Annotated in this window: 18 protein-coding genes and 1 tRNA gene; 8 read left to right on the forward strand and 11 right to left on the reverse strand. The window is 36.9% G+C overall.

Annotated features, from left to right (window positions below; genetic code table 11):
- Positions 1-56: 56 nt before the first annotated feature.
- Together ACIR131C_RS0121155 and ACIR131C_RS0121160 are read right to left on the reverse strand one after the other, a co-directional pair.
- A complete protein-coding gene (locus ACIR131C_RS0121155; protein WP_028091761.1) occupies positions 57-1,448 on the reverse strand; it encodes an amidase in 1,392 nt (463 codons plus the stop codon).
- A 54-nt stretch (positions 1,449-1,502) separates the two neighbouring features.
- On the reverse strand, positions 1,503-2,873 hold the full coding sequence (locus ACIR131C_RS0121160) for a sensor histidine kinase (protein WP_028091762.1): 1,371 nt from the start codon (positions 2,871-2,873) through the stop codon (positions 1,503-1,505).
- A gap of 19 nt (positions 2,874-2,892) precedes the next feature.
- Between ACIR131C_RS0121160 and ACIR131C_RS0121165 the strand changes: the two genes are divergently transcribed.
- Together ACIR131C_RS0121165 and ACIR131C_RS23745 are read left to right on the forward strand one after the other, a co-directional pair.
- A complete protein-coding gene (locus ACIR131C_RS0121165; protein WP_028082749.1) occupies positions 2,893-3,591 on the forward strand; it encodes a response regulator transcription factor in 699 nt (232 codons plus the stop codon).
- 182 nt (positions 3,592-3,773) lie between these two features.
- Entirely contained in the window at positions 3,774-4,079 is a 306-nt protein-coding gene (locus ACIR131C_RS23745; protein ID WP_155963220.1) for a hypothetical protein, read from the forward strand.
- Positions 4,080-4,232: 153 nt separating this feature from the next.
- Here the strand turns inward: ACIR131C_RS23745 and ACIR131C_RS0121175 are convergent.
- The 3 genes from ACIR131C_RS0121175 to pds form a co-directional block, all read right to left on the reverse strand.
- Positions 4,233-4,320 (reverse strand) — tRNA-Ser (locus ACIR131C_RS0121175).
- Between the two features lie 117 nt (positions 4,321-4,437).
- Positions 4,438-5,370, reverse strand: coding sequence for a 15-cis-phytoene synthase CrtB (gene crtB / locus ACIR131C_RS0121180; RefSeq protein WP_028091763.1), 933 nt, complete (start codon positions 5,368-5,370; stop codon positions 4,438-4,440).
- Complete coding sequence (gene pds, locus ACIR131C_RS0121185) at positions 5,354-6,814, reverse strand: 15-cis-phytoene desaturase (RefSeq protein ID WP_028091764.1); 1,461 nt, start codon at positions 6,812-6,814, stop codon at positions 5,354-5,356. Before pds ends, crtB begins: the two co-directional genes overlap by 17 nt.
- 565 nt (positions 6,815-7,379) lie before the next feature.
- Between pds and ACIR131C_RS0121190 the strand changes: the two genes are divergently transcribed.
- The 3 genes from ACIR131C_RS0121190 to nagZ all read left to right on the forward strand — a co-directional run bounded on the left by ACIR131C_RS0121190 (position 7,380) and on the right by nagZ (position 10,494).
- Positions 7,380-8,600: a septal ring lytic transglycosylase RlpA family protein gene (locus ACIR131C_RS0121190; RefSeq protein ID WP_028091765.1), complete on the forward strand. Its 1,221-nt coding sequence runs from the start codon at positions 7,380-7,382 to the stop codon at positions 8,598-8,600.
- Positions 8,601-8,708: 108 nt separating this feature from the next.
- A complete protein-coding gene (locus tag ACIR131C_RS0121195; protein ID WP_028091766.1) occupies positions 8,709-9,323 on the forward strand; it encodes a hypothetical protein in 615 nt (204 codons plus the stop codon).
- Positions 9,324-9,408: 85 nt separating this feature from the next.
- Positions 9,409-10,494, forward strand: a complete 1,086-nt coding sequence (gene nagZ / locus ACIR131C_RS0121200) for a beta-N-acetylhexosaminidase (protein WP_028091767.1) — start codon at positions 9,409-9,411, stop codon at positions 10,492-10,494.
- Positions 10,495-10,809: 315 nt separating this feature from the next.
- Here the strand turns inward: nagZ and ACIR131C_RS0121205 are convergent, their stop codons facing one another.
- Complete coding sequence (locus ACIR131C_RS0121205; RefSeq protein ID WP_028091768.1) at positions 10,810-11,196, reverse strand: hypothetical protein; 387 nt, start codon at positions 11,194-11,196, stop codon at positions 10,810-10,812.
- A 59-nt stretch (positions 11,197-11,255) separates the two neighbouring features.
- Positions 11,256-12,935: a DNA mismatch repair endonuclease MutL gene (mutL, locus tag ACIR131C_RS0121210; RefSeq protein WP_028091769.1), complete on the reverse strand. Its 1,680-nt coding sequence runs from the start codon at positions 12,933-12,935 to the stop codon at positions 11,256-11,258.
- A 169-nt stretch (positions 12,936-13,104) separates the two neighbouring features.
- Between mutL and ACIR131C_RS0121215 the strand changes: the two genes are divergently transcribed.
- A complete protein-coding gene (locus ACIR131C_RS0121215; protein ID WP_028082739.1) occupies positions 13,105-13,440 on the forward strand; it encodes a rhodanese-like domain-containing protein in 336 nt (111 codons plus the stop codon).
- A gap of 102 nt (positions 13,441-13,542) precedes the next feature.
- Here ACIR131C_RS0121215 and ACIR131C_RS0121220 read toward each other — a convergent pair whose 3' ends face one another.
- A complete protein-coding gene (locus tag ACIR131C_RS0121220) occupies positions 13,543-14,241 on the reverse strand; it encodes a response regulator transcription factor (protein WP_028091770.1) in 699 nt (232 codons plus the stop codon).
- Positions 14,242-14,997: 756 nt separating this feature from the next.
- Here ACIR131C_RS0121220 and ACIR131C_RS0121230 point away from each other — a divergent pair.
- Complete coding sequence (locus ACIR131C_RS0121230) at positions 14,998-15,627, forward strand: CPP1-like family protein (RefSeq protein ID WP_028091771.1); 630 nt, start codon at positions 14,998-15,000, stop codon at positions 15,625-15,627.
- A gap of 142 nt (positions 15,628-15,769) precedes the next feature.
- On the opposite strand, the gene ACIR131C_RS0121235 is transcribed toward ACIR131C_RS0121230, so the two are convergent.
- A complete protein-coding gene (locus tag ACIR131C_RS0121235) occupies positions 15,770-16,447 on the reverse strand; it encodes an HAD family hydrolase (protein WP_028091772.1) in 678 nt (225 codons plus the stop codon).
- Between the two features lie 89 nt (positions 16,448-16,536).
- Between ACIR131C_RS0121235 and ACIR131C_RS0121240 the strand changes: the two genes are divergently transcribed.
- The gene (locus ACIR131C_RS0121240; protein ID WP_028091773.1) at positions 16,537-17,655 is read left to right on the forward strand and encodes a Rossmann-fold NAD(P)-binding domain-containing protein; all 1,119 of its coding nucleotides are present in this window, start codon (positions 16,537-16,539) and stop codon (positions 17,653-17,655) included.
- A 56-nt stretch (positions 17,656-17,711) separates the two neighbouring features.
- On the opposite strand, the gene gntT is transcribed toward ACIR131C_RS0121240, so the two are convergent.
- The gene (gene gntT, locus ACIR131C_RS0121245) at positions 17,712-19,154 is read right to left on the reverse strand and encodes a guanitoxin biosynthesis MATE family efflux transporter GntT (protein WP_155963222.1); all 1,443 of its coding nucleotides are present in this window, start codon (positions 19,152-19,154) and stop codon (positions 17,712-17,714) included.
- 64 nt (positions 19,155-19,218) lie between these two features.
- A complete protein-coding gene (sbcC, locus tag ACIR131C_RS0121250; RefSeq protein ID WP_028091775.1) occupies positions 19,219-22,245 on the reverse strand; it encodes an exonuclease subunit SbcC in 3,027 nt (1,008 codons plus the stop codon).
- Between the last annotated feature and the right edge of the window lie 551 nt (positions 22,246-22,796).

Below are 22,796 nucleotides of genomic sequence, written 5' to 3' on the forward strand. Positions count from 1 at the left end.
ATATATTTTAATTCTCATCCTGTCAGTTCTCAAATCCTGTAAATCCTGATTTTGACTTAAAGTGCTGGCCGATGTTGAATCCAAGGGTTGGCAGCTTCTAATTGGGCTGCTAAACTAATTAAAGTAGACTCGGCCTCCGGTTTACCAATTAATTGTACACTTATGGGTAAACCGTTATTATCGAAACCCATCGGCAGGGCGATCGCAGGTAATCCGGTAGCATTTGCAACAGGACAAGGGGCAACCCAATGGACAATTTTAGCAAATGTCTCTTCTGGACTCAAATCTGCCCATTCTCCCACGCGAATCGGAGAATGGAGATAAACTGGTAATACTAGTACATCTATGGTATTAAAAAACGCGACAATCTGCCGGGAGACAATCTGCATTTGGGCTAGTGCTTGCAGATATTCACCTACAGAACCATTTTTTGCTAATAACCAGCGGTTTAATGGTTGCAAGGCTGCTGAGGGAATGCCTGCAACTGCTACTCCTGCTTGCCAAACTACTTTAAATGGTTCAATTAACCGGCTAAAATCTGGGTATTGTTCTGTAATTTGATGTCCAAATTGTTCTAATAACTGAACTGTTTTTAATACTCCCTGTTGACAATTTATATCAGCTTCTCCGAAAGGCATGATCTTGGTACTAAAAGCAATTTTCAGAGGATTTAATTTAACCTCAGTTGCATTCAGAAAGGATGGCTGTGGATCTGATAACCAATAAGGATCACCTGTGACATATCCAGAGATAACATCTAACATCGCCGCTGCGTCAGCTACGGTACGGGCAATGGGTCCATCCACAGCAATACCACCTAAGTTTTCACCTACAGGGGCTTTAGTCACTCTACCTTTAGCGGGCTTAATTCCAACCACGCCACAACAAGCCGCAGGACCACGAATCGAACCACCACCATCTGAACCTTGAGCGATCGCACTTAATCCCGCTGCTACCGATGCTGCGGCACCACCACTAGAACCACCAGGAGTATATGCTAAATTCCAAGGGTTTCTAGCTGGGGGAAATCCCGTAGGTTCACTGTAAGGAAAAGAACCTAATTCAGACGTAGCGGTTTTACCAAGAATAATAAACCCAGCTTGTTTAATTTTCGTAACTACACCATCATCGTAATTAGCGATATTATTTAACAGGGCTGAATTGCCATACGTGCAAGTCACATTTGCAACTGCATTCAAGTCTTTAATAGAAATTGGTACACCAAAAAATGGGGGTAATTCTGAAGTTGTCGTGAGTAATTCTGTTTTGATTTTAGCATCAGCCACAGCTAAATCTGCCGTAACTGTGAAATAACTTCCCAATTGTGGGTTTAAGCGTTCAATGCGTTCTAAATATACTTCTACCAACTCTAGGGGTGAAACTTCCCGCAGTCGAATTAATTCCGCTAACTCTAAAGCTGGGGTAAAAGCTAAATCATTGTGATCCATGGACATAAATTTGCTAATTTATTGTTACTTTAGCAGAATTTTTGATAATTATCCCTATCCTATATTGGGATGGGGAATTTTAATCGTAAAAATTGTCCCAATTCCTACTTGACTCTCTAAATTAATTTCTCCCTGATGACATTCTACGCATTTTTTGACTACAGATAATCCTAAACCACTTCCCACGATATTATCAACATTTTGACAACGATAAAAAGGCTCATATATTTTCTGTTGTTCTGTCAGGGAAATTCCTATACCTTTGTCTATTACTTGAAAGATGATAAATTTGGGTTCTGATTTTAAAATCAAGGATATTTGACTACCAAGATCTGAATATTTAATAGCATTTAATAGTAAATTTGTGAGCATAGAATATAGGAGTTTTTCATCTAAATATCCCCGAAAAATTTCGCTTTCGTTAATAAATATAATTTTATGGGTTACTGGATTAAAAACTTGTATATCTTCAACCAAATTTAAACAAAAATCTTCTATATTGATTAATTGAGTTTGACAATCCAACTTACCTGCTTCTGCTCTTGTTAAAGTTAATATATCAGTTAACATATGATTCATTAATTTAGCCGAGTATTGAATACGAGAGAGATTTTTAAATTGTATTTCATTGACAACATCTTTAAGAGCTTCTCTTAATAATTGAGCAGAAAGTAAAATCACACTCAAAGGTGTGCGAAATTCGTGAGATACCATAGAAAATAACTGAACTTTCATTTCTCCAATTTTCTTTTCTTGAAATAGAGAAGATTCTAAAGATTTAATTTTATCACGCTTTACCCATTGACGCTCAAGCATAATACATAAACCAGAAATGACTACAATAATTAAAATTGTCGCCAAAATTTCTATGACTATTCTTGAATGAATAATATATTCAGATTCTTGGAGAGAGTTTTGTAAATAATCTTGTTCTTCCGCTTTAATGTCAGAAATTAGTGGTATAATTTGTTCCCTGATTTTGACACTGCGCTCTGTGATCTCAGTTTGAGATTGTATGGCATTTTTATCTTTTTGATAAAGTTGTATAGATTGTTCTAAAAGGGCTAATCTTTGATTTACCAAAGCGTTAAAAATTGTAAATCTTTCTTGTTGACTCCTGCTAAAATGTATCTGCTTCTGTAGCAATTTTAGTCCATGATGTATATTTATCAACGCATTTTCATACCGTTCTAAATCCTGTTTACTTCCCATAAAAATATACCCCCGTCGCGCTGATTCTGCAACCGTCATTGCTGCATAAAAATTTGTTAACGTATTCAGAGTTTTGTAAGTATGATTCACTCTATTAGCACTTTGTTTAATTTCAGATGTATTCTTAAATGAACCAAATACAACTAAACTCATTAGTAAAAGGGTTAAAGTAAACCCTACAGCAATCCATTTTCCTTGTAAAGACCATTTCATAAAATACTAATTTATAATCATGCGAATTCTCATCGTTGAAGATGATACTCAATTAGCAGAAGTATTAACAGAAGCTTTAACCAACCGCCATTATATCGTAGATGTAGCTAGAGACGGTGAAGAAGCTTGGGATTTAGCCGAGTCTATGAAGTATAATTTATTTATCCTAGATGTCACACTACCCAAACTGGACGGAATGAAATTCTGTCAACGCTTACGTAATACTAGCACCACCAACTCAGCATATCGCAATTCAGGTGTACCCGTCCTCATGTTAACAGCCCGTGATACAATATCGGACAAAATTGCTGGCTTGGACGCGGGTGCAGATGATTATGTTTCCAAACCATTTGACTTAGAAGAATTAATGGCTCGTATCCGCGCTTTACTCAGACGCGGTAATTCGACAATTACAGTCGGTTTATCCTGGGGTAAACTACATTTGAATCAAAGTACCTATGAAGCTACTTATGATACTTACACCATTTCCTTAACTGCAAAAGAATTTGCTATTTTAGAATTATTGATGGCCAATGGCAGACGAGTATTAAGTCGTTCTGGTATTATTGAACAAGTTTGGTCAATAGACGACTCCCCCGCAGAAGAAACTCTTAGGTCTCACATTCGGTCTCTGCGTCAAAAACTCAGAGTTTTAGGTGCTTCAGAAGATTTAATTCAAACAGTTCATGGCTTAGGTTATCGTCTCAAAGAGGAATAATACATCTTGAGATAGAGTTTTTATTTTACCTAACATTTTACAAGCAAGCGACTGTATTTTCATCTGCACAAATTTTGCACAAATCCTGCACGATAATTGCATATATAGGTTCTATAATGTTGTTCTGTTCAGATGTGAATAAAGGAGGTTAAACATAGATGGATGTCACTAGGGAAAAAAACATGAAATTACAGTACCCATATTATGGTTGGTTAATTGAAATCATACCATCATCAAAAGGTTACATTTTTCAGTGTTGGATAGAAGATGAGCAAATCGGTATTAGCGATAATCATGTTTATCATAGTAAGTCTCAGGCTGTTAGAGCGGCTAAAAAAAGAGCAAAACTAGAATCTACAACCTTTGCAATTATTCAATTGTTGCATGAATTTAACGAGAATTATCATATCAACGCCCAGGAATATACATCCCTGCTAAATTCCATTGTCCGCTTTAGCAATTTTGCAAGTCAAGTTAAAGATGCTTAAAAGACTAAATATTTTAGTCCTTAAATAAAATACAGGGTGTCAGAAATCAACGTTCTTGTATTTGAGGAAATCTAATTTTTTATGAACACCAAAAAAGAAGGTCGCGGTAGTGGTAGGTTGAAACTGACCTGTTAATTCCACTGACAATAAAAACGGAGAGGGAGGGATTCGAACCCTCGAAGGGATATAATCCCTTAACAGATTAGCAATCTGCCGCTTTCGACCACTCAGCCACCTCTCCAGTCATGTTTAACAATATTATCAGAAGTTTTTGGGCTTGTCAATAGTTATTTTGTTAAAAAATTAAATGACCATTGACCATTGACCAATGACCAATGACCAATGACCAATAAACAAGTTATAGCACTTGCGATCGCATCCAGGCAGCAGGCAAGGTGCGTAACTTTTTCCATTGAGGAACATAAGCTCGCCGACTGAACACATCATAATCATTGCGCTCAATCATTTCTAAAATCTGCTCATAGAGCATAGATGCAGACCAGACAGGCCACCGAGCATCAGCAGCGAGATAACTAATACCTTTATCTGCTTGAATATAGAATTGACGGGCGCGATCAATTTGAAACCGCATCAGTGAACGCCAACGGTCATCAACTACGCCCTGGATACATTCTTCCTCGGTGTAATTAAATTTGGCCAAATCTTCCAAAGGAATATAGATACGGCCGCGACGGGCATCCTCACCGACATCACGGAGGATGTTCGTAAGTTGGTTAGCAATTCCCAAAGCGATCGCTTCTTCTATGGGAAGATAGGGCTGTTGGTTTTGATGCCAAGGGGCTGTATAGATGCTATTATCTACACCCATAATTGTTGTTGACATCAAACCCACAGTTCCCGCTACCCGGTAGCAGTAGAGATATAAATCCTTAAAAGTTTCATAGCGACTACGATACAAATCCATGCGCTGACCGGCAATCATATCCCGAAAGGGTTGAATGTCTAAAGGAAAGCGTTGGAGGGTATCTACTAACGCTACATCAAAATTATCCAAGGGGCAGCCCGCAAAAATCGCCTCCAGTTGATTTTCCCATAGTTCTAGGGTTTCTGGCGTAGTAATAGCGGCAGCAGGACCATCCACTAATTCATCTGTACGGCGACACCAGGCATAAATTGCCCAGACAGATTGACGCTTGGCCGGACTCATCAGCATTGTACCCAAATAAAAAGTCTTAGCGTACTTAGCAGTGAGTTCCCGACAAAGGTTGTATGACTCATCTATAGAGACCAGCGTTTTCATGCGCGGGGGGGAATCAGGCAGTTGCAGCATTCGTGGCGGGCGGTCGGGTTGGCGTTTGCAGGTGAGAGGGATTTGCTACCGTCAGCGCTTGAGAAATAGCCTGCGCTGTTAGTTTACCAGAAAGTACCGCCCCTTCCATACTGGCGAGATAACGTTGCATTGTATAATCCCCAGTCAGGTAGAAATTAGAAATGGGGGTTTGTTGGGAAGGACGGTACTCTTGGCGACCTGGGGTAGCTTTGTAAACTGAACGGGGTGTTTTCACCACATGATATTTCAGTATTTTTGTAGGATTATCGCCCCCAAAGTGTTGGGGAAAGAGTTTTTCTAATTCGCTAATAGTTGCAGCGACGATTTCCTCATCGGATTTAGATATCCAATCTGCGGCTGGTGCTAGAACTAATTCCAACATCGAACGGTCAGGATTGGCATATTCACGGCAAGTATTACTCATGTCAGCATAAACGCTCAGGAGTGGAGACCGAGAAAATAGTAGATGATCAATATCTGTTAATTTGCGATCAAACCAGATATGAACATTAATCACCGGTACACCTTCTAAACCGTTTAATTGTTGGAAAAATGGCATTTCTTTCCACGCATTGGGCAAAATCGGCTTTAAAGGGTCAACGGGTAGGGCAGATACATAAATATCCGCTGTCAGTATTTCATCTTCTGCCCCGTTTAAGCCCCGCAATAGGAATCCTTTAACAGTTCCATCCTCATTGAGTAAAATCTCTTTTAAAGGCGCGTTCAGACGTACCTCACCACCCCTTTCAGTAATGTGGTCAATGATTGGCTGACACAATCTTTCAGTGGGTGAACCGTCTAGGAAGGCCATTTTTGAGCCGTTTTTCTCTTGCAGGAAGCGATTCAAGGCTGTTAATAAGACCGTGGCAGAAATTTCCTCTGGGTTAATGAAGTTCAAAGCTTTGGACATAGCAATAAATACTTCTTTTTCTACCCGGGGAGGAACGTTTTGTTTTTGCAACCACTCCCGGAAAGAATATTTGTCCATTTCTTCCACGTACTTTTGCCCTTGCAGTATGGCTGGTAGTAAACCGATACCAAAACTGATTTTCTCTGCCCAGGTCAGCATATCGTTGTTTCTCAGAATGGCAATGACACCATTTATCGGTGCCGGTAAATCTGGGAAATCAAAACGGCTGTAAGTTCCTGGGGAATCAGGTTGATTGAAGATCATTGTGTGTTCTTTCCACTGCAATCGATCTTCAATGTCTAATTCTTTGAATAACTGCAACATATTGGGATAGGCCCCAAAAAAAATGTGCAGTCCTGTTTCGTACCAATCACCATCAGCATCCTTCCACGCGGCTACTTTTCCCCCAATTACGTCTCGACGTTCCAAAACAATGGGGGTGTAACCTTGATCCGTTAGATATTTTGCACAGGAAAGTCCCGCTAGACCCCCTCCTGCGATGGCTACGCTGCACTTCGTGAATGCTACTTGCATTTAACCTACTGTTCTTTAATATTTCTTAATTGTTTTGTCGTTCTCATTATACGTTGCAATCCTTTACATTTGCCGTTTCCTCTCTGATTGCCTCCTAAAAAATTTCCCCGTACTGCCCTTGAGTATGTAATTTACACAATTATTAAGTAATTTAATTAACAAGAAAAATTATCTGACAAAAATATTTACTGTAGTTTATATCTCAATTTCCATAAGTGCATTTTTTAGCCTAACTGCGCGTGATAAATGCAAAATTCAGTTTCTTATTTATGTATTTAGACTGAAAATATATCTTTCAATCGGTAAGGTAAATAGCACAAATTATGAGCATTTATAAGCAAAAATTAAGTTAAAACTCCTAATTACTGAAAATATATTTGAAATTCTTATTAATTTAAATAGCCATGATGTTATATGATGATCCCAGACAGTTTAATCATGATTAAATCTGAAATTTGATTATGTAATTTCCCAAGAATTGTCTTTTGTTTAATAAAATCTTTTTTTGTTTAATCTGGGCATATTTACCCGGAAATATGGCATCTACTTCAAGAATAACTAAACTATGATATCAAACGGAATACTCTGGCTATCATCCTTGACGGGTGGTACTTTCATGTTGACAGCTTTACCAGTGGGGTTGGCCTCCCCAACACAATTTACAGCTAATTTAGTCAAGGATCAGCATCAATTTTTGACCAATGCTAAACAACATAAAAATACTTGGCCAAAAATCCTAATATCGAAAACCCTTTTTACCTTTGATTGGATAAATAAACAATTAGCATCACATCGAGATACTGCCATTATCCCAGATTTGACAACATTCAAATCCCAAGAAACAAAATTTTGTTCCCCTGTACCAGAAAATATAGCTGCAAAAACTCCATTGAAAAATGCTACTAACTCTTTACTAGTTAAATTCACGCATTTCAATGTTCCCAAACTAGATTTTTCACCTCCTACCGTTGTGCGATCGCTCCAAAGCTTCTTTAATGTTATTAACAATCCAGTAGAGGAAAATGGGAGTTACGATTATGCACCAGTATTAATTGTCAAGCGTAGTGTATCCAATTATGAAGTATGGGTTAATAACAGCTTTGTTGCTAGACTCCCTGATCGAATTACAGCTAATACTTTAAAACAACGTTTAGAGCAATTAGTGACATCACCAAAGGTACAACCTACAGAACTACAACCCGGTTTAGTTGATAAAACTCCGTCCCTAATGGTAGGTACTCGCTTATTATTTGCAATTGAGCGAAAACTGTCCACTCAACTTGGTCGCAACGGTGATATTTTAGCTCTGGAATGGACTAACAATCTCCGAATAGCTCTACATACCGAACCGTTGACGCTAATACAAGCACAAATGGCAATGTATGGATTAGAATCTTCAACAACAAAACTTTCCGGTTTAGCGTCTTGGTATGGCGGCTACTTTCATGGTCGCTTAACAGCAAATGGTGAAATATATAATCAAGATGATTTCACAGTTGCCCATCGTACCCTACCTTTTAATACATACTTAAAAGTTACAAACTTAGAAAATAATAAATCCGTAATTGTGCGTGTTAATGATCGTGGACCTTACATTGCACCCAGAAGCCTAGATTTATCTCGAACAGCGGCTCGTTGTCTCGATAGTGAACATACTGGAGTCGTAGCTTATCAGGCTGTGGTTTTACAACAAAATGCGCCACAAATGACGTTAAAACCATTGTCACCAAAAACTCAAAATCTGGCTAATGCAAAAAGCGAGATATTGGTTTCTCAGTTTCAGTAAAAATCATTCTTAGATATCCGACCTCTTCCAAAAATCGGATATCTACAGAAATGTTGACAAACATGAAATTTGAGTATAAAATAAGAAAAAATTAAGTTATAAAAAACTATGAAATTAACAAAATTAATCCCACTTTTACCCCTTATTGCATTATTAGTTAACTCAGAAATTGCCTTAGCAAGGATTACTAAAAAACCGATAATTAAAGGTAATTGTGGAAAACAAAAATGTGAAGTATTATTTAAACAATTGAGCGATCTTTACCCAGAATATACGAAAAAATATACAAAAGGATGTACGGGAAATCAAATTATTAGTTTAGCAACTTATCCAGAATATAAAAAAGTGTATTTTACCTGTTGGGAAGCTAAAAAACAAGAAAATGGCGATCGCTATGGATCATCTTTAGGTGCATTACCAATACCGGGAAACGAAAGCAAATTTCTCACACCATTACCCAACAATACACCTTATACTAAATATCTACAACAAAAATATGGAACTGAAATTAAAAAAGCTCAATTTCAATGTGCCACAAACAGCGGAAACTTCAACTTATTAATCTCACAAGATCAGAAATCTATACAACTACAATGTTATTACCAAGCGGGAGAAATACTCGTAGATTCAAATAATGATTGGAAATCTGATGGAGAAGTAACTAGAGGTGCAGGAGTTGATGAAATATTAGGAACTTTTCCTATAGATAACTTTGGTAATTAATTTGAATTTAGATAAACACCATAAGAGCTAAACTTCATACTGTTATCGAGTTTAGCTGCAAAACAACTAATCAAACAAACTAATTATGTCAACATCTCAATCATCACCAAGCTTTGGTAATCATCTAATTTTGGGTATTTCTGGAACTACTTTAAATGATGATGATAAACGGGTATTAAATGAATTAAAACCCATTGGTGTCATCTTTTTTGGGAAAAATTTCCTCGACGGTGTACCCTATGCAATTTGGTTAGAAAAGTTTAAAAACCTCATTGATGAAATTCGTCAATATACCGAACGTGATTTGATGTTTACTACTTTAGATCATGAAGGTGGCCGAGTAGTGCGAACCCCTTTACCCATTACCCGTTTCCCTCATGCTTATTTATTACAATCTCACGCTTTTGAAGTCGCTAAAGCCACAGCTAGAGAATTAAAATCTCTGGGAATTAATCTTTCTTGGTCTCCAGTTGCAGATATTTTCTCAAATCCCCAAAACCCAATTATTGGACCCCGTGCGTTTGGAATTACACCAGAAAAAACTAGTCAATGTGTGCGGGAATATTACCAAGGATTGCAGGAAGGGGGAATTTTAGGTTGTGCTAAACACTTTCCTGGCCATGGAGATACTAGCACAGATTCCCATTTAGAATTACCAATATTAAATTTGAGTCGGGAAGATCTACGAAACCGGGAATTGATTCCTTTTCAAACATTAATTCAGGCACAAATTCCGTTAATCATGACAGCACATATTTTGTTTCCGCAAATAGATCCACAAGTACCAGCAACGTTATCTAAAATTATTTTAAATGATATTTTAAGAGAGGAGTTAGGTTTTCAAGGTGTGATAGTTTCCGATGATTTAGATATGAAAGCTGTATCAGAAATGTTTATGAAAACGGGAACGGTAGCGCGGGCTTTTGATGCTGGTTGTGATTTGTTTATCGTTTCTCGCAATATCAATTCTTCTTCTTTGGAACCGACATATAAAATAGCTGAGGATTTTTCTGCTAGTTTAAATAATGGTAGTTTGGATATAGCAGTGGTGGAAGCAGCGCGGGAGAGGGTGGAAAATTTATTGCGGGTAACTCCTCAATATCCGGTTTCAATTCTGGATAAAGAGACGCTGGTGAAAAATGCGGAGTTAGCTATTAGTTGTTGTTTGTAGGGGGATTGAATTTTTAACGAACCACAGAGGCACAGAGAGCGCAGAGGAAGAGAAAAAAACTGAATTACTACAGCAAGTTATTTCAGAAATTGAAAAATTACCAGCAGAAGAACAAAATGCAATTGCTACCCGTCTTCTCGCAGAAATCAAAAATGAGCAAGGTTGGAAAATTCGTTTTGCAGCTACAACAGATAATCAGTGGGATAGTATAGCTGAAATGGTGCGTCAGGAAATAGCATCTGGTGAGATTACTCCTCTCGATGAAGTTTTTCCCCCTTAACCATGAAGTCAAGCGTAACAAATACATTTCGTGGATTATAAAAAGACAAAATTTTCCATCAACGTATTCAAAGAAATTCCTCTTAAACTCGCTAACTCTACTAAATATTCAATTCGTTGTGCTTGCTGTTTTTCAATCTGTTGAGTTAAGTTTAATAGCTCCTTGTATTCATGATTGGTAAGAGTTTCTGCATCTCTTTTAGCTATTAAATCGTTGTAATCTTTCTGAATATCTAACGGAATACCTTGATTAATTTTTAATAGTAATTCTGACTCCCGTTGCATTAAACTGGAAGTTGTCCGTTGTGCTTGTATCGCAATAGCTTGAGAAATAAACTTCCTTAAATCTGATTGGCTTAATTGTCCAACGGCTTTAAGTAAATCTTCTGAAGAAAATTCTACTTCAACTTTTATGGTTGACATAATTTTTTATCTCACCAACTAATACATTAATATTATCATCCGTTCGGTTAAAAAATACCTTAAATCCCATGACTTTTCCCAATTACCCAATTCCGTCGAAAAAACCGCGCTAGTGCTGATTCTTCCAAAGATAGATAAATTGGTCTACCATGGGGACAAGTGCGCGGGTTGCGGGTACGTTGCCAATTATCTAATAAGGTCTGCATTTCTGGTAAACTCATTTTTGTACCATTACGAATTGCACTCCGACAAGCAACTGCAATTTGAGCAGTTTGTAAGTCTCCCCCCCAACTTAATTCTAAAATTGCATCAGCACAATCTTCTCTTTGTTTTAACATAACTGGGATGTTCCGCACACAAAAGATTTTATCACCAAATGGTTCTATATCTAAACCAATACGTTCTAATTGGGAAACCTGCGCTGGTGATAATTGATAAATAATAATTGGAGTTTCTACAGGTACTAATTGCCAGTGATCACATAACTGTTCATATAATACTCGTTCATGGGCTATATGTTGTTCTACTAACCACATTCCCCCAGAATGTTCAGCAACTATATAAGTATTACTCAGTTGAGCAATTGCTTTTAAATAGTTTTGAGTTTCATTGTTTTCAGAATTTTCATTGTTTTCAGAATTTTGAGAATTGAATCTATATTCACCTTTAGATTCTGCTACTTTTAATAAATTACTAATTCTGCTAGTGTGAACTGATTCTTTAATATTAGTTTCCGAAATCCTCAGAGATTTATTGATAGCTGCGGTAATTTGTTCTTGCCAAAAAGGTAGATCATGCAGATATATTTCTGTTTTCGCTGGGTTGCGATTCCAGTTAATTTGCTCAGGGGGAATATGCAAATGTAAAAAACACACAGGATAGCGATCGCGTGGTAATGTTTTATGGAAAGCTGATAAGATATTCTGTTCTAATTCTGGTGATTTAATTATCCTGCCATTAATTGCCACTTTCACCCAATCCAAACGATGACGATGACATCTATCTGGTAAACCTATCACTAAATGTAAAGACGAATTTTCCAGATTTGGTATTTCTAAATTCACTTCATATAAATCATCTTGTCGGACTTGAGGAAGAATTTGCGGAATTAATTTTCCCACGGTTGGTGCGGGACAAATTGTAAACCATTCTTTGTCATTTTGCCACACTTGATAATGAACATGAGGATGACATAAAGCTATTTGTTGAATTATCCCTTGTACAGCTTTTAATTGCTGATTTATCGCGGGTAAACCTTGACGACGGGCTGTACAATTAGCAAATAAATTATTCACTGTCACCACAGTACCAGAGGCAATAGCAGCAATATTTACTTCTGTTACTTCCCCTTCGTTATTATAAACAATTCGCCAGCCTTCACTTCCTCCTAAAGGACGACTTAAAACTTCTAAATTTGCTAAAGTTGTTAAACTATGTAGTGCTTCACCACGAAATCCTAAACTGCTAATTTTCCATAGGTCTGCACTAGAATGAATTTTACTTGTACTGTGTGCAGTTGCGGCTTGTTGCAAATCATCCAAATTCATACCACAACCATTATCAGCTACCCGAACTCGCCATAATTGTGGCCATAAAGAAATTACAATGCGCGTTGCACCAGCATCTAGGGAATTTTCTACTAACTCCCTGACAACGGCCGCTAAAGAGTCAATTACTTCTCCAGCCGTAATTAAATATACAACTTCTGTTGGTAAAGCTTGAATAGTAGATACCGTCATGGGGAATTTAAATTAAAAATTAAGTATTTTCTGAATCTAGAAAATATTAGCCTACAATATTATGATTACAAAAAAATTAATTTCTAAATTCTGCTGTCATTCTAAAGAAATAAGAGTTAATAGGGGATATTTGCTAAATTTTTTATAGATTAGACAGCACGAAAAGCTTATGAGTATTAATTTGGTTGCTGATGTTAACGACTTAAAGACCAATCTGCAATGGGGACAACCTGCTTTTACAATTATTGATGTGCGCGATCGCTCAAACTATAATCATAGCCGCATCACCGGGGCAATTTCTATCCCCCTCAATGACTTAGAACATCGCGCCCAAACTTGCTTACATAGAGAACGGCAAATTTATATTTATGGTGAAAATGACAGCCAAGCAGCACAAGCTGTCAGAACCTTGCAATTCCTTGGTTTTACCACAGTGGCCGAACTTACAGGTGGTTTACAAGCCTGGAAATCCATTAACGGCGCTACAGAAGGAACAGACGGTTAACAACTGTACTCAAATCAACCACAAAGTTAGGCTAACCGCGTAAATTTAGTCACCACTCCCACCCTTTTTAGATGTGGAAGTGGTTAAAGTTTACAACTAGTTTTACGGTGAAGTGGGGCATTCAAACTTATACCCTACACCACGTATGGTCTGGATTAACGTTGATTGGGTGGGATCTATCTCAATTTTCTTCCGAATTTGACCGATATGGACATCCACAACCCTTTGATCCCCGACGTATTCATAGTCCCAAACTTGTTGGATGAGTTCGGTTCTGCGCCAAACTCGCCCCGGATGACTAGCTAAAAAATGCAACAATTCAAACTCCAGCGCTGTTAAGGCTATGGTTTCATTATTAACCATTACTTCCCGTCGCACAGAATCAATTATCAGCTTTTCAAAGACTAAGCGCTGCTGTTCTGTATTAGCTACAACCCGCTGCCTTCTCAAAATTGCGGCTACTCTGACCTCTAACTCTCCCAAACCAAATGGCTTGGTCAGGTAGTCGTCAGCACCCTTAGAAAAACCGCGAATTTTATCGGCTTCATCTGTTCTGCTAGTCAGTAGTAGCACAAATACCCCACTACGATTTTGCATTTCTTGACAAAGGTTAAAGCCAAGTGCATCTGGTAAATTTACATCCAGAATCACTAAATCGGGGTTAAATTGCTCAAAAATGGCTAGAGCCATTTTACCATCTTCGGCGGACTCTACTTGATAATTTTGTTGTAGCAAAAAACGTTGAATTAAATTCCGAACCGCAGAATCGTCGTCAACTACAAGAATCTTGGCGGCAGCCATGACCATTATTTTTCACAAAAGTTCATAAGATTAACAATTAACAAACATGATTGCCTAAGAACCCAGGTTCTACTTTGGCAGTAATTCAATATCTACAGGGGACACCGATGATGATCCTGATGATTTGAAGAAATTGGTGGGGTGGGCATCCTGCCCGCTGACCCGAAACTGATTCAGATAAAATCTGCCGTCATAGCGGCACTTGCATGGGAACATATTTTCAATAAATCAAATAAATTTTTAGATCAACTAAACAAATTCATGCTAGTATTATTAGCGAAGGATAAAATAGATGGTCTAATTAGTTAGTGGAGATACATATATTTATTAGCAGTCAATAAGGGGTTTTACTTCTGAAAGCTACTGGATATGATCCAACTCTCGACAATTAACCGTTAAATACGGACTCCTTTGTATAATAAAAATATACACAATTCTTGAAAATCATCTCATCCCAAAAATAAGAACTAAAACTTAAACAAAAGGTTCTTAGTTGTATGGGTGTTGTGATTTTTATGATTTAGTGTAGAGTTATTGAATACGCGTTGCCAGATCGGAATGTACTCCTGTGGAGAGAAATCTGCCTCCCGGCTGTTTCAAAGCACAGAAGTGAGCAGGATAATGTTACTATTTATTTAGGTTGAGTATTCTGTGTAAATTTCGTTTTTGCATTTGTTCTGATCAATATAAAACCTAAAGTTGTTTTTTTGCAAAATAAAGAGTGCCACTGAATTAAGGCTCAAGTAATAAACTCCCATGAGTGATCAAAGTCCCTACGAAAAAATTGGGGTATCAGAAGACGCAAGCTTCGATGAAATTCAGGAAGCTCGAAATCGCCTATTGGAAAAATATGGTGGTGAGGGTAATAGCCGAGAAGTCATTGAAGCCGCTTATGATGCGATTTTAATGGAGCGCCTACGGATGCGCCAAGAGGGGAAAATCAAAGTACCTGAGCGCATCCGATTTCCAGAAATGCGAGTTAGACCTATTCCCCAAGCAGGTCTAACTCCGAGCCAACAAGCCCCTGAATGGCTGCAAAGAAGTTTGGATAGGCCAACATTAACTGATGTACTATTACCAGGGTTCTGTTATCTGGGTTTGGGTGCGGTTAGTCTGTTTTATCCCGGTGGTACTGAGCAGGTTTTGCAACTCGCATTGGTAGTTGGAGTAGGTGCTGGTGTTTACTTCCTCAATCGCAAGGAAGGCAAATTTGGTCGATCAGTTTTATTCACACTGGTTAGTTTAATTATCGGCTTAACTGCTGGCAGTTTAATTGCTGGCTCGATATTACCACTACTATTACCATTGATAAATTTGACAGGGAATCAATTTTCAACGCTTTTGACCTTCATATTTATGTGGTTAGTAAGCAGTTTTTTACGTTAGTTAATGGGTAATTGGTTAATCACCGATTACCGATTAGACATCTTGTGAGAATTAAATGTGCGTGACTTGAAACCCTTGTAGAGACGTTCCATGGAACGTCTCTACAATATTTTTCACCAGATGTCTATTATTGTTATCGCTACTAGTTGAAAAGATAATCTACCACAGTTTTTAAGTCTGGCATAATCAGAGCAGGTTGATATGATGCTAGTTGAGTGCGATCGCGGATACCAGACTCAACAGCAATAATTTTAATATCATGTTTTTTAGCGGCCGCGATATCGGCCTCTGTGTCTCCTACCATCCAAGTATCAGCCGCAGGGGGGAGTTCAGCTAATGCTCTAGCCATTAATAAAGGTTTATCTTCTACGTCACGGGTTTTTACATAGTCATTACTGAGACAATAACGGCGGTTTTCCGGGAAAAACTCACCTAAATTGTGCTGACTAAAAGCATAGTCTAATTCTCGTACCCTCCGCATAGTCATCACGGCTAAATCAATACCAGCAGACTGAACTTTGTTAAGTGCTGCTAATGCAGTGGGGATCAAGCTATCATATTGGAAGTAGGGTAGAGTATGGACTGTTTGTTTGCGGATTTCCGTGAATTTTTGCCCTTGCTGGGCATCTAAACCCGATTTTAAGGCAATTTGAAGTTCAGGGGTATGCGATCGCTTCAGTTGCCAAAATTCAGCTTTAGAAAGTTCTGTAATTGTTTGCCCCGGATATCGGGTTTTCTCTAGACACAACTGATAAACACGGTAGTATCGTTCCGAAACATCCATAATTGGACCGTCAAAGTCAGTAATTAATCTCAGCATGAGTAGATAATATTAATTTTTTCTACATTATCCCAGCCAATTGGTATTTTAAATGATAACTTGTATTTATTACCATTGTTTTTAACATTATGGTTGACAAAAATTTAAAATTGGGACTTTGCGGAACTTCCTTTAAGGACCATGAATTCCGCCTTCCTATTCATCCACAACATTTGGCTAATCTTGATTCCCAAACTAGAGAAAACTTGTTTCTTGAAGAAGGATATGGCGAAGGTTTTGGAATTAGCTCAGATTTTTTGAAACAACACATAAAAAATATTGTACCTCGTCAAGTTTTGTTTGAACAATGTGATGCAATTGTACTTTTAAAACCGACCAAACACGATTTCAGATTTTTTCAAGAAAACCAAATTATTTTAGGATGGCTGGATTGTAGATACTATCATGAGTTAAATCAAGTAGGAATAAACAAAAAGATGACTTTCATAGCCTTAGAATTTATGTACTTTTGGCAGGATGAAAAAACTCGGACTAAGCATATTTTTGATAGAAATAATGAATTAGGGGGTTATTGTAGTGTTTGGCATAGCTTAGAAGTCCTAAATATGGCACGTTATAATAATACCTCCAAACCTATAGCTATTCTTGGTTTTGGAAATACAACACGAGGAGCGATTTCTGCTTTAGACAAATTGGGTTATAAGGATATCACTATCTTTACTCGTCGTCAATATCATGATTTAAAAAATCCTATTTCTGGCGTGAATTATTATCATTATAACTGTGTTGCTTCCCCTGATAGTAAGAATTATGTAATTCCTATGGCTAAAAATCAAGATTATTTACTAGTGAAAGAATTAGCTAATTATGATATTATCATTAACTGTATTAACCAAGAACATAATGCAGTAGTAAAATTTATTTGTAATCAACAATTAAAATATTTTAAACCTGGAACTATCATCATTGATGTTTCTCTTGACTTACCAATGGCATTTGAATTTGGGAAATTTACATCTTTTAGTGAGCCTTTTTTTGAAGTAGGAACAGGAGTAATTTATTATGGAGTTGATAACAGTCCTAGCTATCTATGGCAAGAAGCAACTTATCAAGTAAGTAAAGCTTTCTTACCTTATGTAAAGACGATTATGGCAGGAGAGGAAACATGGAAGAAAGATTTGACTATTTGGAACGCAATAGACATTAAAAATGGTATTCCTCAAAATCCAGCCCTTAATTTTTTCTAGCTGCCAAATAATCAAATCAATAGTTAAGCTAACTTTACCAATTGTCCATTGTTTAATCATGTTTCCTTTTGTTGATTAGTTTTGATAAAATCATTACTAAATATCTCTAACAATTGCAGTAAAAGCACTACCAATCTAGTCACCATAAACGCTGATATAGCCAACCATAAAAGATGGTTATTATGAGTTATCCATGCCCAAATTGCTGAAGGTAAAAACCCTATGAAAAGTCCTATTATAGCTGCGTTAAGCGGGGCTTTACTATTTGCTAATCCCGCAAAATAACCTTCTAAAATCCAAGCAATTGAAAAACAAATTAAAACTATAAACAACCAAGGAGTATAAATCTTAATTGGCTCTATAATTTCATGATGATTAGTTAACAATCCAAAAATAATTTCTGGTAAAAGAACACACACTGCCGAAGTTAAAACTCCTACTATTGTACTAACTATTAGAGAAATTTGCAGCAATGATAATAATTCATCATTATTATCTTGCCCTTTCAGATTTCCAGTTATTGTTTCTGTCGTAAATCCTATGGCTTCAATGACATACATAATTAGATAAATTATCTGTTGAAGTAAAGTATTCTCAGCTAAAATTTCAGTTCCTAATGGCGCACTTAAAGCGAAGAAAATCCCCCAAATAGCTATACATATAAATGATTTTAGTAGCAAGTCACCATTGAATGACATAAGATTTCGGAAAATAGATAAATCCCAAAATTTAGGGATAGCTTTTGATAAAATCTGCCATTCAATAGAAATAATTACTAGAATTATACCTAATAATAAAGTTAAATATTCGCTAAATGTTTGCGATAAGCCGACTCCTTGGCTGCCCAAGTTCCACTGGATAATTACCACATAGCTTAGTACCACATTAACGATATTACCAAGTGCAGTTAACAGCAAGACTTTACCATTTTGTTCCCGTCCTAAAAACCAACCAAGAATTACGAAATTGAGTAAAACAGCGGGTGATCCCCAAATTCGAGCATAAAAATAAGATAGTCCACTTGATTCAACGTCTGAAGATCCATTTAATAGACTAAAGCCTAATACTCCTATTGGATACTGTAATATGACAATCACTACACCTATTACCACAGCAATGAAAGCACTTCGTAGTGCTACTAGTAATAGCTCTTCTTTGTCATCTTTACCAACAGATTGAGCGGTTAAAGCAGTTGTTGATAGTCTTAAAAACAGTAAACTCTCAAAAATACAGTTGAATAAAATAGTAGCTAAACTAACTCCTGCTAAATCATCAATTTGAGTGAGATGTCCTAAGAAAGCAACAGCAAATAATCCAGCTAGAGGTTCTGCAAGATTAGCAAGAATATTAATACCTGTCATTCGGAAAAAACGACGTAACAGATCATGATTCATCCTATTTATAGGAGATATATTCTCCTTTAAATTACGGAGCAAATAAGTCAGCACAGGAACATAATATGGTACAACAAAGATAAGAATACCAGATTTTTCAAACAAGTGGAGGATTTGCTGTTTTTGCTATTGTTGTTAGGACTGATGCAAAATGTAAGTTCATCAATAATTACATTAATAATTGTAACTGTGAACCTTGCTGATTTTTACTCACTTCAATTCTGGCTTGAAAGGCTTCTTTTAAGTGGGGCATATGAGTTACAGTTAAAATACAGGCAAAATCGGATGATATGGCATTAATAGCAGCAATTAGACGATCACATCCTTCCCCGTCTTGAGTCCCAAAACCTTCATCTACTACTAATAATTGTAATGAGGCCCCGGCTCTTTGTGCTAATAATTTGGCTAAAGCTAAACGAATAGCAAAATTAATTCTAAAAGCTTCTCCTCCCGAATAAGTTTCATAAGACCTTGTTCCCCTCGCGTCAGCAATTAAAATATCTAATGTATCTATTAATTTAGCATTTTTCTTGCTGGATTTACCACTACGTCCCGCTTTTTGGGTGATAAATTGGACGTGAAATTGATTCGCACTCAAGCGAGAAAGTAATTGATTGGCTTCTGCTTCCAATTGGGGTAAAACATTTTCAATCATTAAAGCTTGAATCCCATTTTTGCCAAAAGCTTGAGCTAATTCTTGGTAAACACGCTGTTGCTGTTTACAAATTTGCAATTGTTCTATTTCTTGTTCATATTGATTTTGTAAGGTTGCCAATTGCAGCGACATTTGTTTTAATTGTCCCAAATGAGAGATTTTATGATCTAGTTCTCGTCTGCGATTTGCTATTTGCTGTTCTAAATTATTAATTTGGGCTGTGGGGTTAGCACTGTCAGTTAATTGTTTAACAATATTATCAATTTTTGCAGTTAGTATTTGTCTTTCTTTGTCAATTCTTGCTAAGGAATCTCCTAAATCTTGCCATTTACTTCTTAATTGGGGATCTTGGGCTTGTGCTGATAATAATTGTTGATGACGTAACTGCCAATTTTGCCCTTGACGCACAGCTTGACGCAGATAATTATGCTGTTCTGAACTGTAGTCAATTTCCGCAATCTGCTGTTCTAAATTAGCGATTTCTTTAGCACAATCAGAATCAATTTGTTCCTGTTGGATTTGCCATTGTAATTGAGTAATATTTGCTGTTAATTCTGGTTTTCTAGTTGTTAGTTTTTTCTGCCTTTTTATTGCTTCTTTAATTTCCCCTTGTTTAATTTCTGCCCAGCGCAATCTTTCTACTTCATTGCGAGCGAGGGCGTGATCTTGTTCATGATAATTAAGTTGTTGAATATATTGATCTAATTCTTGAATTTCTGCTTGTTTTTCTGGTGCATAATCACCAGTTTGTAAGCAAGTTTCTAACTGTTCTTTTTCAGAAATCACTTGCATTAACTGTTGTTGGACATCCATTATACCCTGTAATTGGGCAGCTAATTGTCCCCGTTTTTCTCGCAATGAGTCATAACCGGATAACTTTTGGTCTATTTCTCGATATTCTTGTCTGAGTACCTGAATTTCCCGATCTGAAACCGCAATTTGTTCCCGTACTACCCAAAATTGTCCTTGGGTATCTTCATATTCTGATTGGGTTTTTTCAACAACTCGACTCCAATGATGTTCATCTAAAGGACGTTCACATAAGGGACAAGTAGCATCGGGATTTTGTAACATTTGCAGTTTTTGTTCTAGTTCTACTAATAATTTTTCATAATCTCCTTGGTGGGCTTGTAAACGTTCAAAAAAGTGTCGTTTTTCCTGTCCTTTTTCTTTTACTCTTTGCAGATAAACTCGCTTTTTATCTAGTTCTTCAATTTGCTTTTCTACCTCGGTTATTTCTTTTTCTATTTGGGGTTGACGATGATGTTTATTTTGTAATTTCTTTTCTTCGGCTTGTTTTTGCTCTAACTGTGCTAATAAACTAGCATGAATGCGATCTAATTGAGTTTGTAGATTTGCTCTTTGTTGTAATAATGGTGTTACTTGCATTTGCAATTGATCTAAATTGGCTAAATGCTGACGGGCGTTATTTAATTGTAATAAAGCTGCTTCTATATCTCCAGATTTACTGAGGATTTGAACAATTTCTAGTTCTTGTTGTTCTAAAGCTGTTAATTCGGCTTCAGCTTTTTGTAATTGGCGTTCTAAATCTTGAATTTGCTTATATAGCTGTTGTTGTTTTTGTTGTTTTGCATTGGTAGCGCGGGTATGTTGTTCAAATTTGTCCGCGAATATTTCTTCTTGAGAGCGCGAATTTTGATACTGAGTATAACCAGCTTCAATCTCCGCTTGTTGATTTAAAATCTTTTCTAATTCTGTTAATTGGGATTTTACAGATAATTGTTCTTGTTTTAAGCGATCGCTATCTTGGGTAAGATTAGCATATCGTTGGCGCACAAAGTTTAATTCTTGTTCCCAATTTTGTCTTTGATGTTGAATAACCTGTAAACTTTGTAATTGATTATTCTCAAAAGTTTGTAACTGTTGTAAATCCTCTAGTTGTGCTTCTAATTCAGCCCGTTGGTTTTCCGTTGTTTCCCGTTCTTGGAGTTGAATTTTGATATTTTCCAAAGAACGTTCTAATTCCTCCCCTCGTCCCTTGAAAAGTTTAAAGCTATCCTTGGCTCGTTCTTCTAATTCATCATACTGATTTAATTTTAATAATTCCGCTAAAATTTCCTTACGTTCCGTGGGACGTTTGAGCATAAACTCGTCGGCTTTCCCTTGACGTAAATAAGCAGAATTAATAAAAGTCTCATAATCTAACTTAATATGTTCGAGAATTACATCCTGAGTGGCTTTTAACCCTTTACCCGTCAAGGGACGAAACCCCCCAGGAGTTTCAATTTGAAATTCTAAAATGCTAGTTCCACCCCTAACCCGGTTGCGAATTACCCGATAGGTTTGCTGACCACTTTGGAAAGTGAAATCAATGCGGACTTCTTTTGCACCGGCATGAATGACATCATCCTCGACAGTAGCACGGCTTTCGCCCCAAATTGCCCAAGTGATAGCTTCTAAAAGAGAAGATTTTCCTGCACCATTAGAACCACAAATACACGCCGTATGCAAGCCGCTAAAATCTAAAGCTGCATCACGGTAACTGAGAAAGTTTTTAATGATAAGTTGAACTGGAATCATTTAGGCTATAGTGCCACATTGACAATTTTAATTGTTAACAGTACAGATGCACTTTTTGTTAGTTTAGCTAACTAGTAAGCATATTTCTAGTTTTAAAGATATCAATTTTACAAAAATTTACAATATATTTACAATATATTTACAATATTCAGACATTTTTTTGATGTCAGGGGCTTAGGAATTGTCAAAATTACACTTACTGATACAATAGGTAATATATGTGCTGAAGACATCACAAGAATCAATTTTATGGACTTTGACAAGAAAGCCCTCAGTCAACGCGACATTTATACTAACTACATCACTTATGTTATAGTACAAACAGTAAGTTAGGATTTACACACTTAAATCCGTGAAAAAGTCACTTTTACCGCAGGACAGATTTACAGCGTTTTCTGATCTGATATTGCTGTCATTGCAACAGGGGGTTTTCATTCTCGGAGGTAAAGAAGAAAAGAATAGTGATCTTTTCTTGATAAAATCAAAAGGAGATCACTAATGTTTCAATTTTTCAATTATGTTAAATAGTTTAATCGAAAAACTCAAAGAAG

This window comes from Dolichospermum circinale AWQC131C (assembly GCF_000426905.1).
Lineage (GTDB): Bacteria > Cyanobacteriota > Cyanobacteriia > Cyanobacteriales > Nostocaceae > Dolichospermum > Dolichospermum circinale.

Bases quoted from the DNA above. Each gene is read 5' to 3' on its own strand.
- ACIR131C_RS0121205 (WP_028091768.1), bottom strand. From the start codon at position 11,196: ATGTCAACCATAAAAGTTGAAGTAGAATTTTCTTCAGAAGATTTACTT.
- ACIR131C_RS0121215 (WP_028082739.1), top strand. From the start codon at position 13,105: ATGAGTATTAATTTGGTTGCTGATGTTAACGACTTAAAGACCAATCTG.
- ACIR131C_RS0121230 (WP_028091771.1), top strand. From the start codon at position 14,998: ATGAGTGATCAAAGTCCCTACGAAAAAATTGGGGTATCAGAAGACGCA.
- mutL (WP_028091769.1), bottom strand. From the start codon at position 12,935: ATGACGGTATCTACTATTCAAGCTTTACCAACAGAAGTTGTATATTTA.
- crtB (WP_028091763.1), bottom strand. From the start codon at position 5,370: ATGCTGCAACTGCCTGATTCCCCCCCGCGCATGAAAACGCTGGTCTCT.
- ACIR131C_RS0121240 (WP_028091773.1), top strand. From the start codon at position 16,537: ATGGTTGACAAAAATTTAAAATTGGGACTTTGCGGAACTTCCTTTAAG.
- nagZ (WP_028091767.1), top strand. From the start codon at position 9,409: ATGTCAACATCTCAATCATCACCAAGCTTTGGTAATCATCTAATTTTG.
- ACIR131C_RS0121220 (WP_028091770.1), bottom strand. From the start codon at position 14,241: ATGGCTGCCGCCAAGATTCTTGTAGTTGACGACGATTCTGCGGTTCGG.
- ACIR131C_RS0121155 (WP_028091761.1), bottom strand. From the start codon at position 1,448: ATGGATCACAATGATTTAGCTTTTACCCCAGCTTTAGAGTTAGCGGAA.
- sbcC (WP_028091775.1), bottom strand. From the start codon at position 22,245: ATGATTCCAGTTCAACTTATCATTAAAAACTTTCTCAGTTACCGTGAT.
- ACIR131C_RS0121235 (WP_028091772.1), bottom strand. From the start codon at position 16,447: ATGCTGAGATTAATTACTGACTTTGACGGTCCAATTATGGATGTTTCG.
- ACIR131C_RS0121165 (WP_028082749.1), top strand. From the start codon at position 2,893: ATGCGAATTCTCATCGTTGAAGATGATACTCAATTAGCAGAAGTATTA.
- ACIR131C_RS0121195 (WP_028091766.1), top strand. From the start codon at position 8,709: ATGAAATTAACAAAATTAATCCCACTTTTACCCCTTATTGCATTATTA.
- ACIR131C_RS0121160 (WP_028091762.1), bottom strand. From the start codon at position 2,873: ATGAAATGGTCTTTACAAGGAAAATGGATTGCTGTAGGGTTTACTTTA.
- ACIR131C_RS0121190 (WP_028091765.1), top strand. From the start codon at position 7,380: ATGATATCAAACGGAATACTCTGGCTATCATCCTTGACGGGTGGTACT.
- ACIR131C_RS23745 (WP_155963220.1), top strand. From the start codon at position 3,774: ATGAAATTACAGTACCCATATTATGGTTGGTTAATTGAAATCATACCA.
- pds (WP_028091764.1), bottom strand. From the start codon at position 6,814: ATGCAAGTAGCATTCACGAAGTGCAGCGTAGCCATCGCAGGAGGGGGT.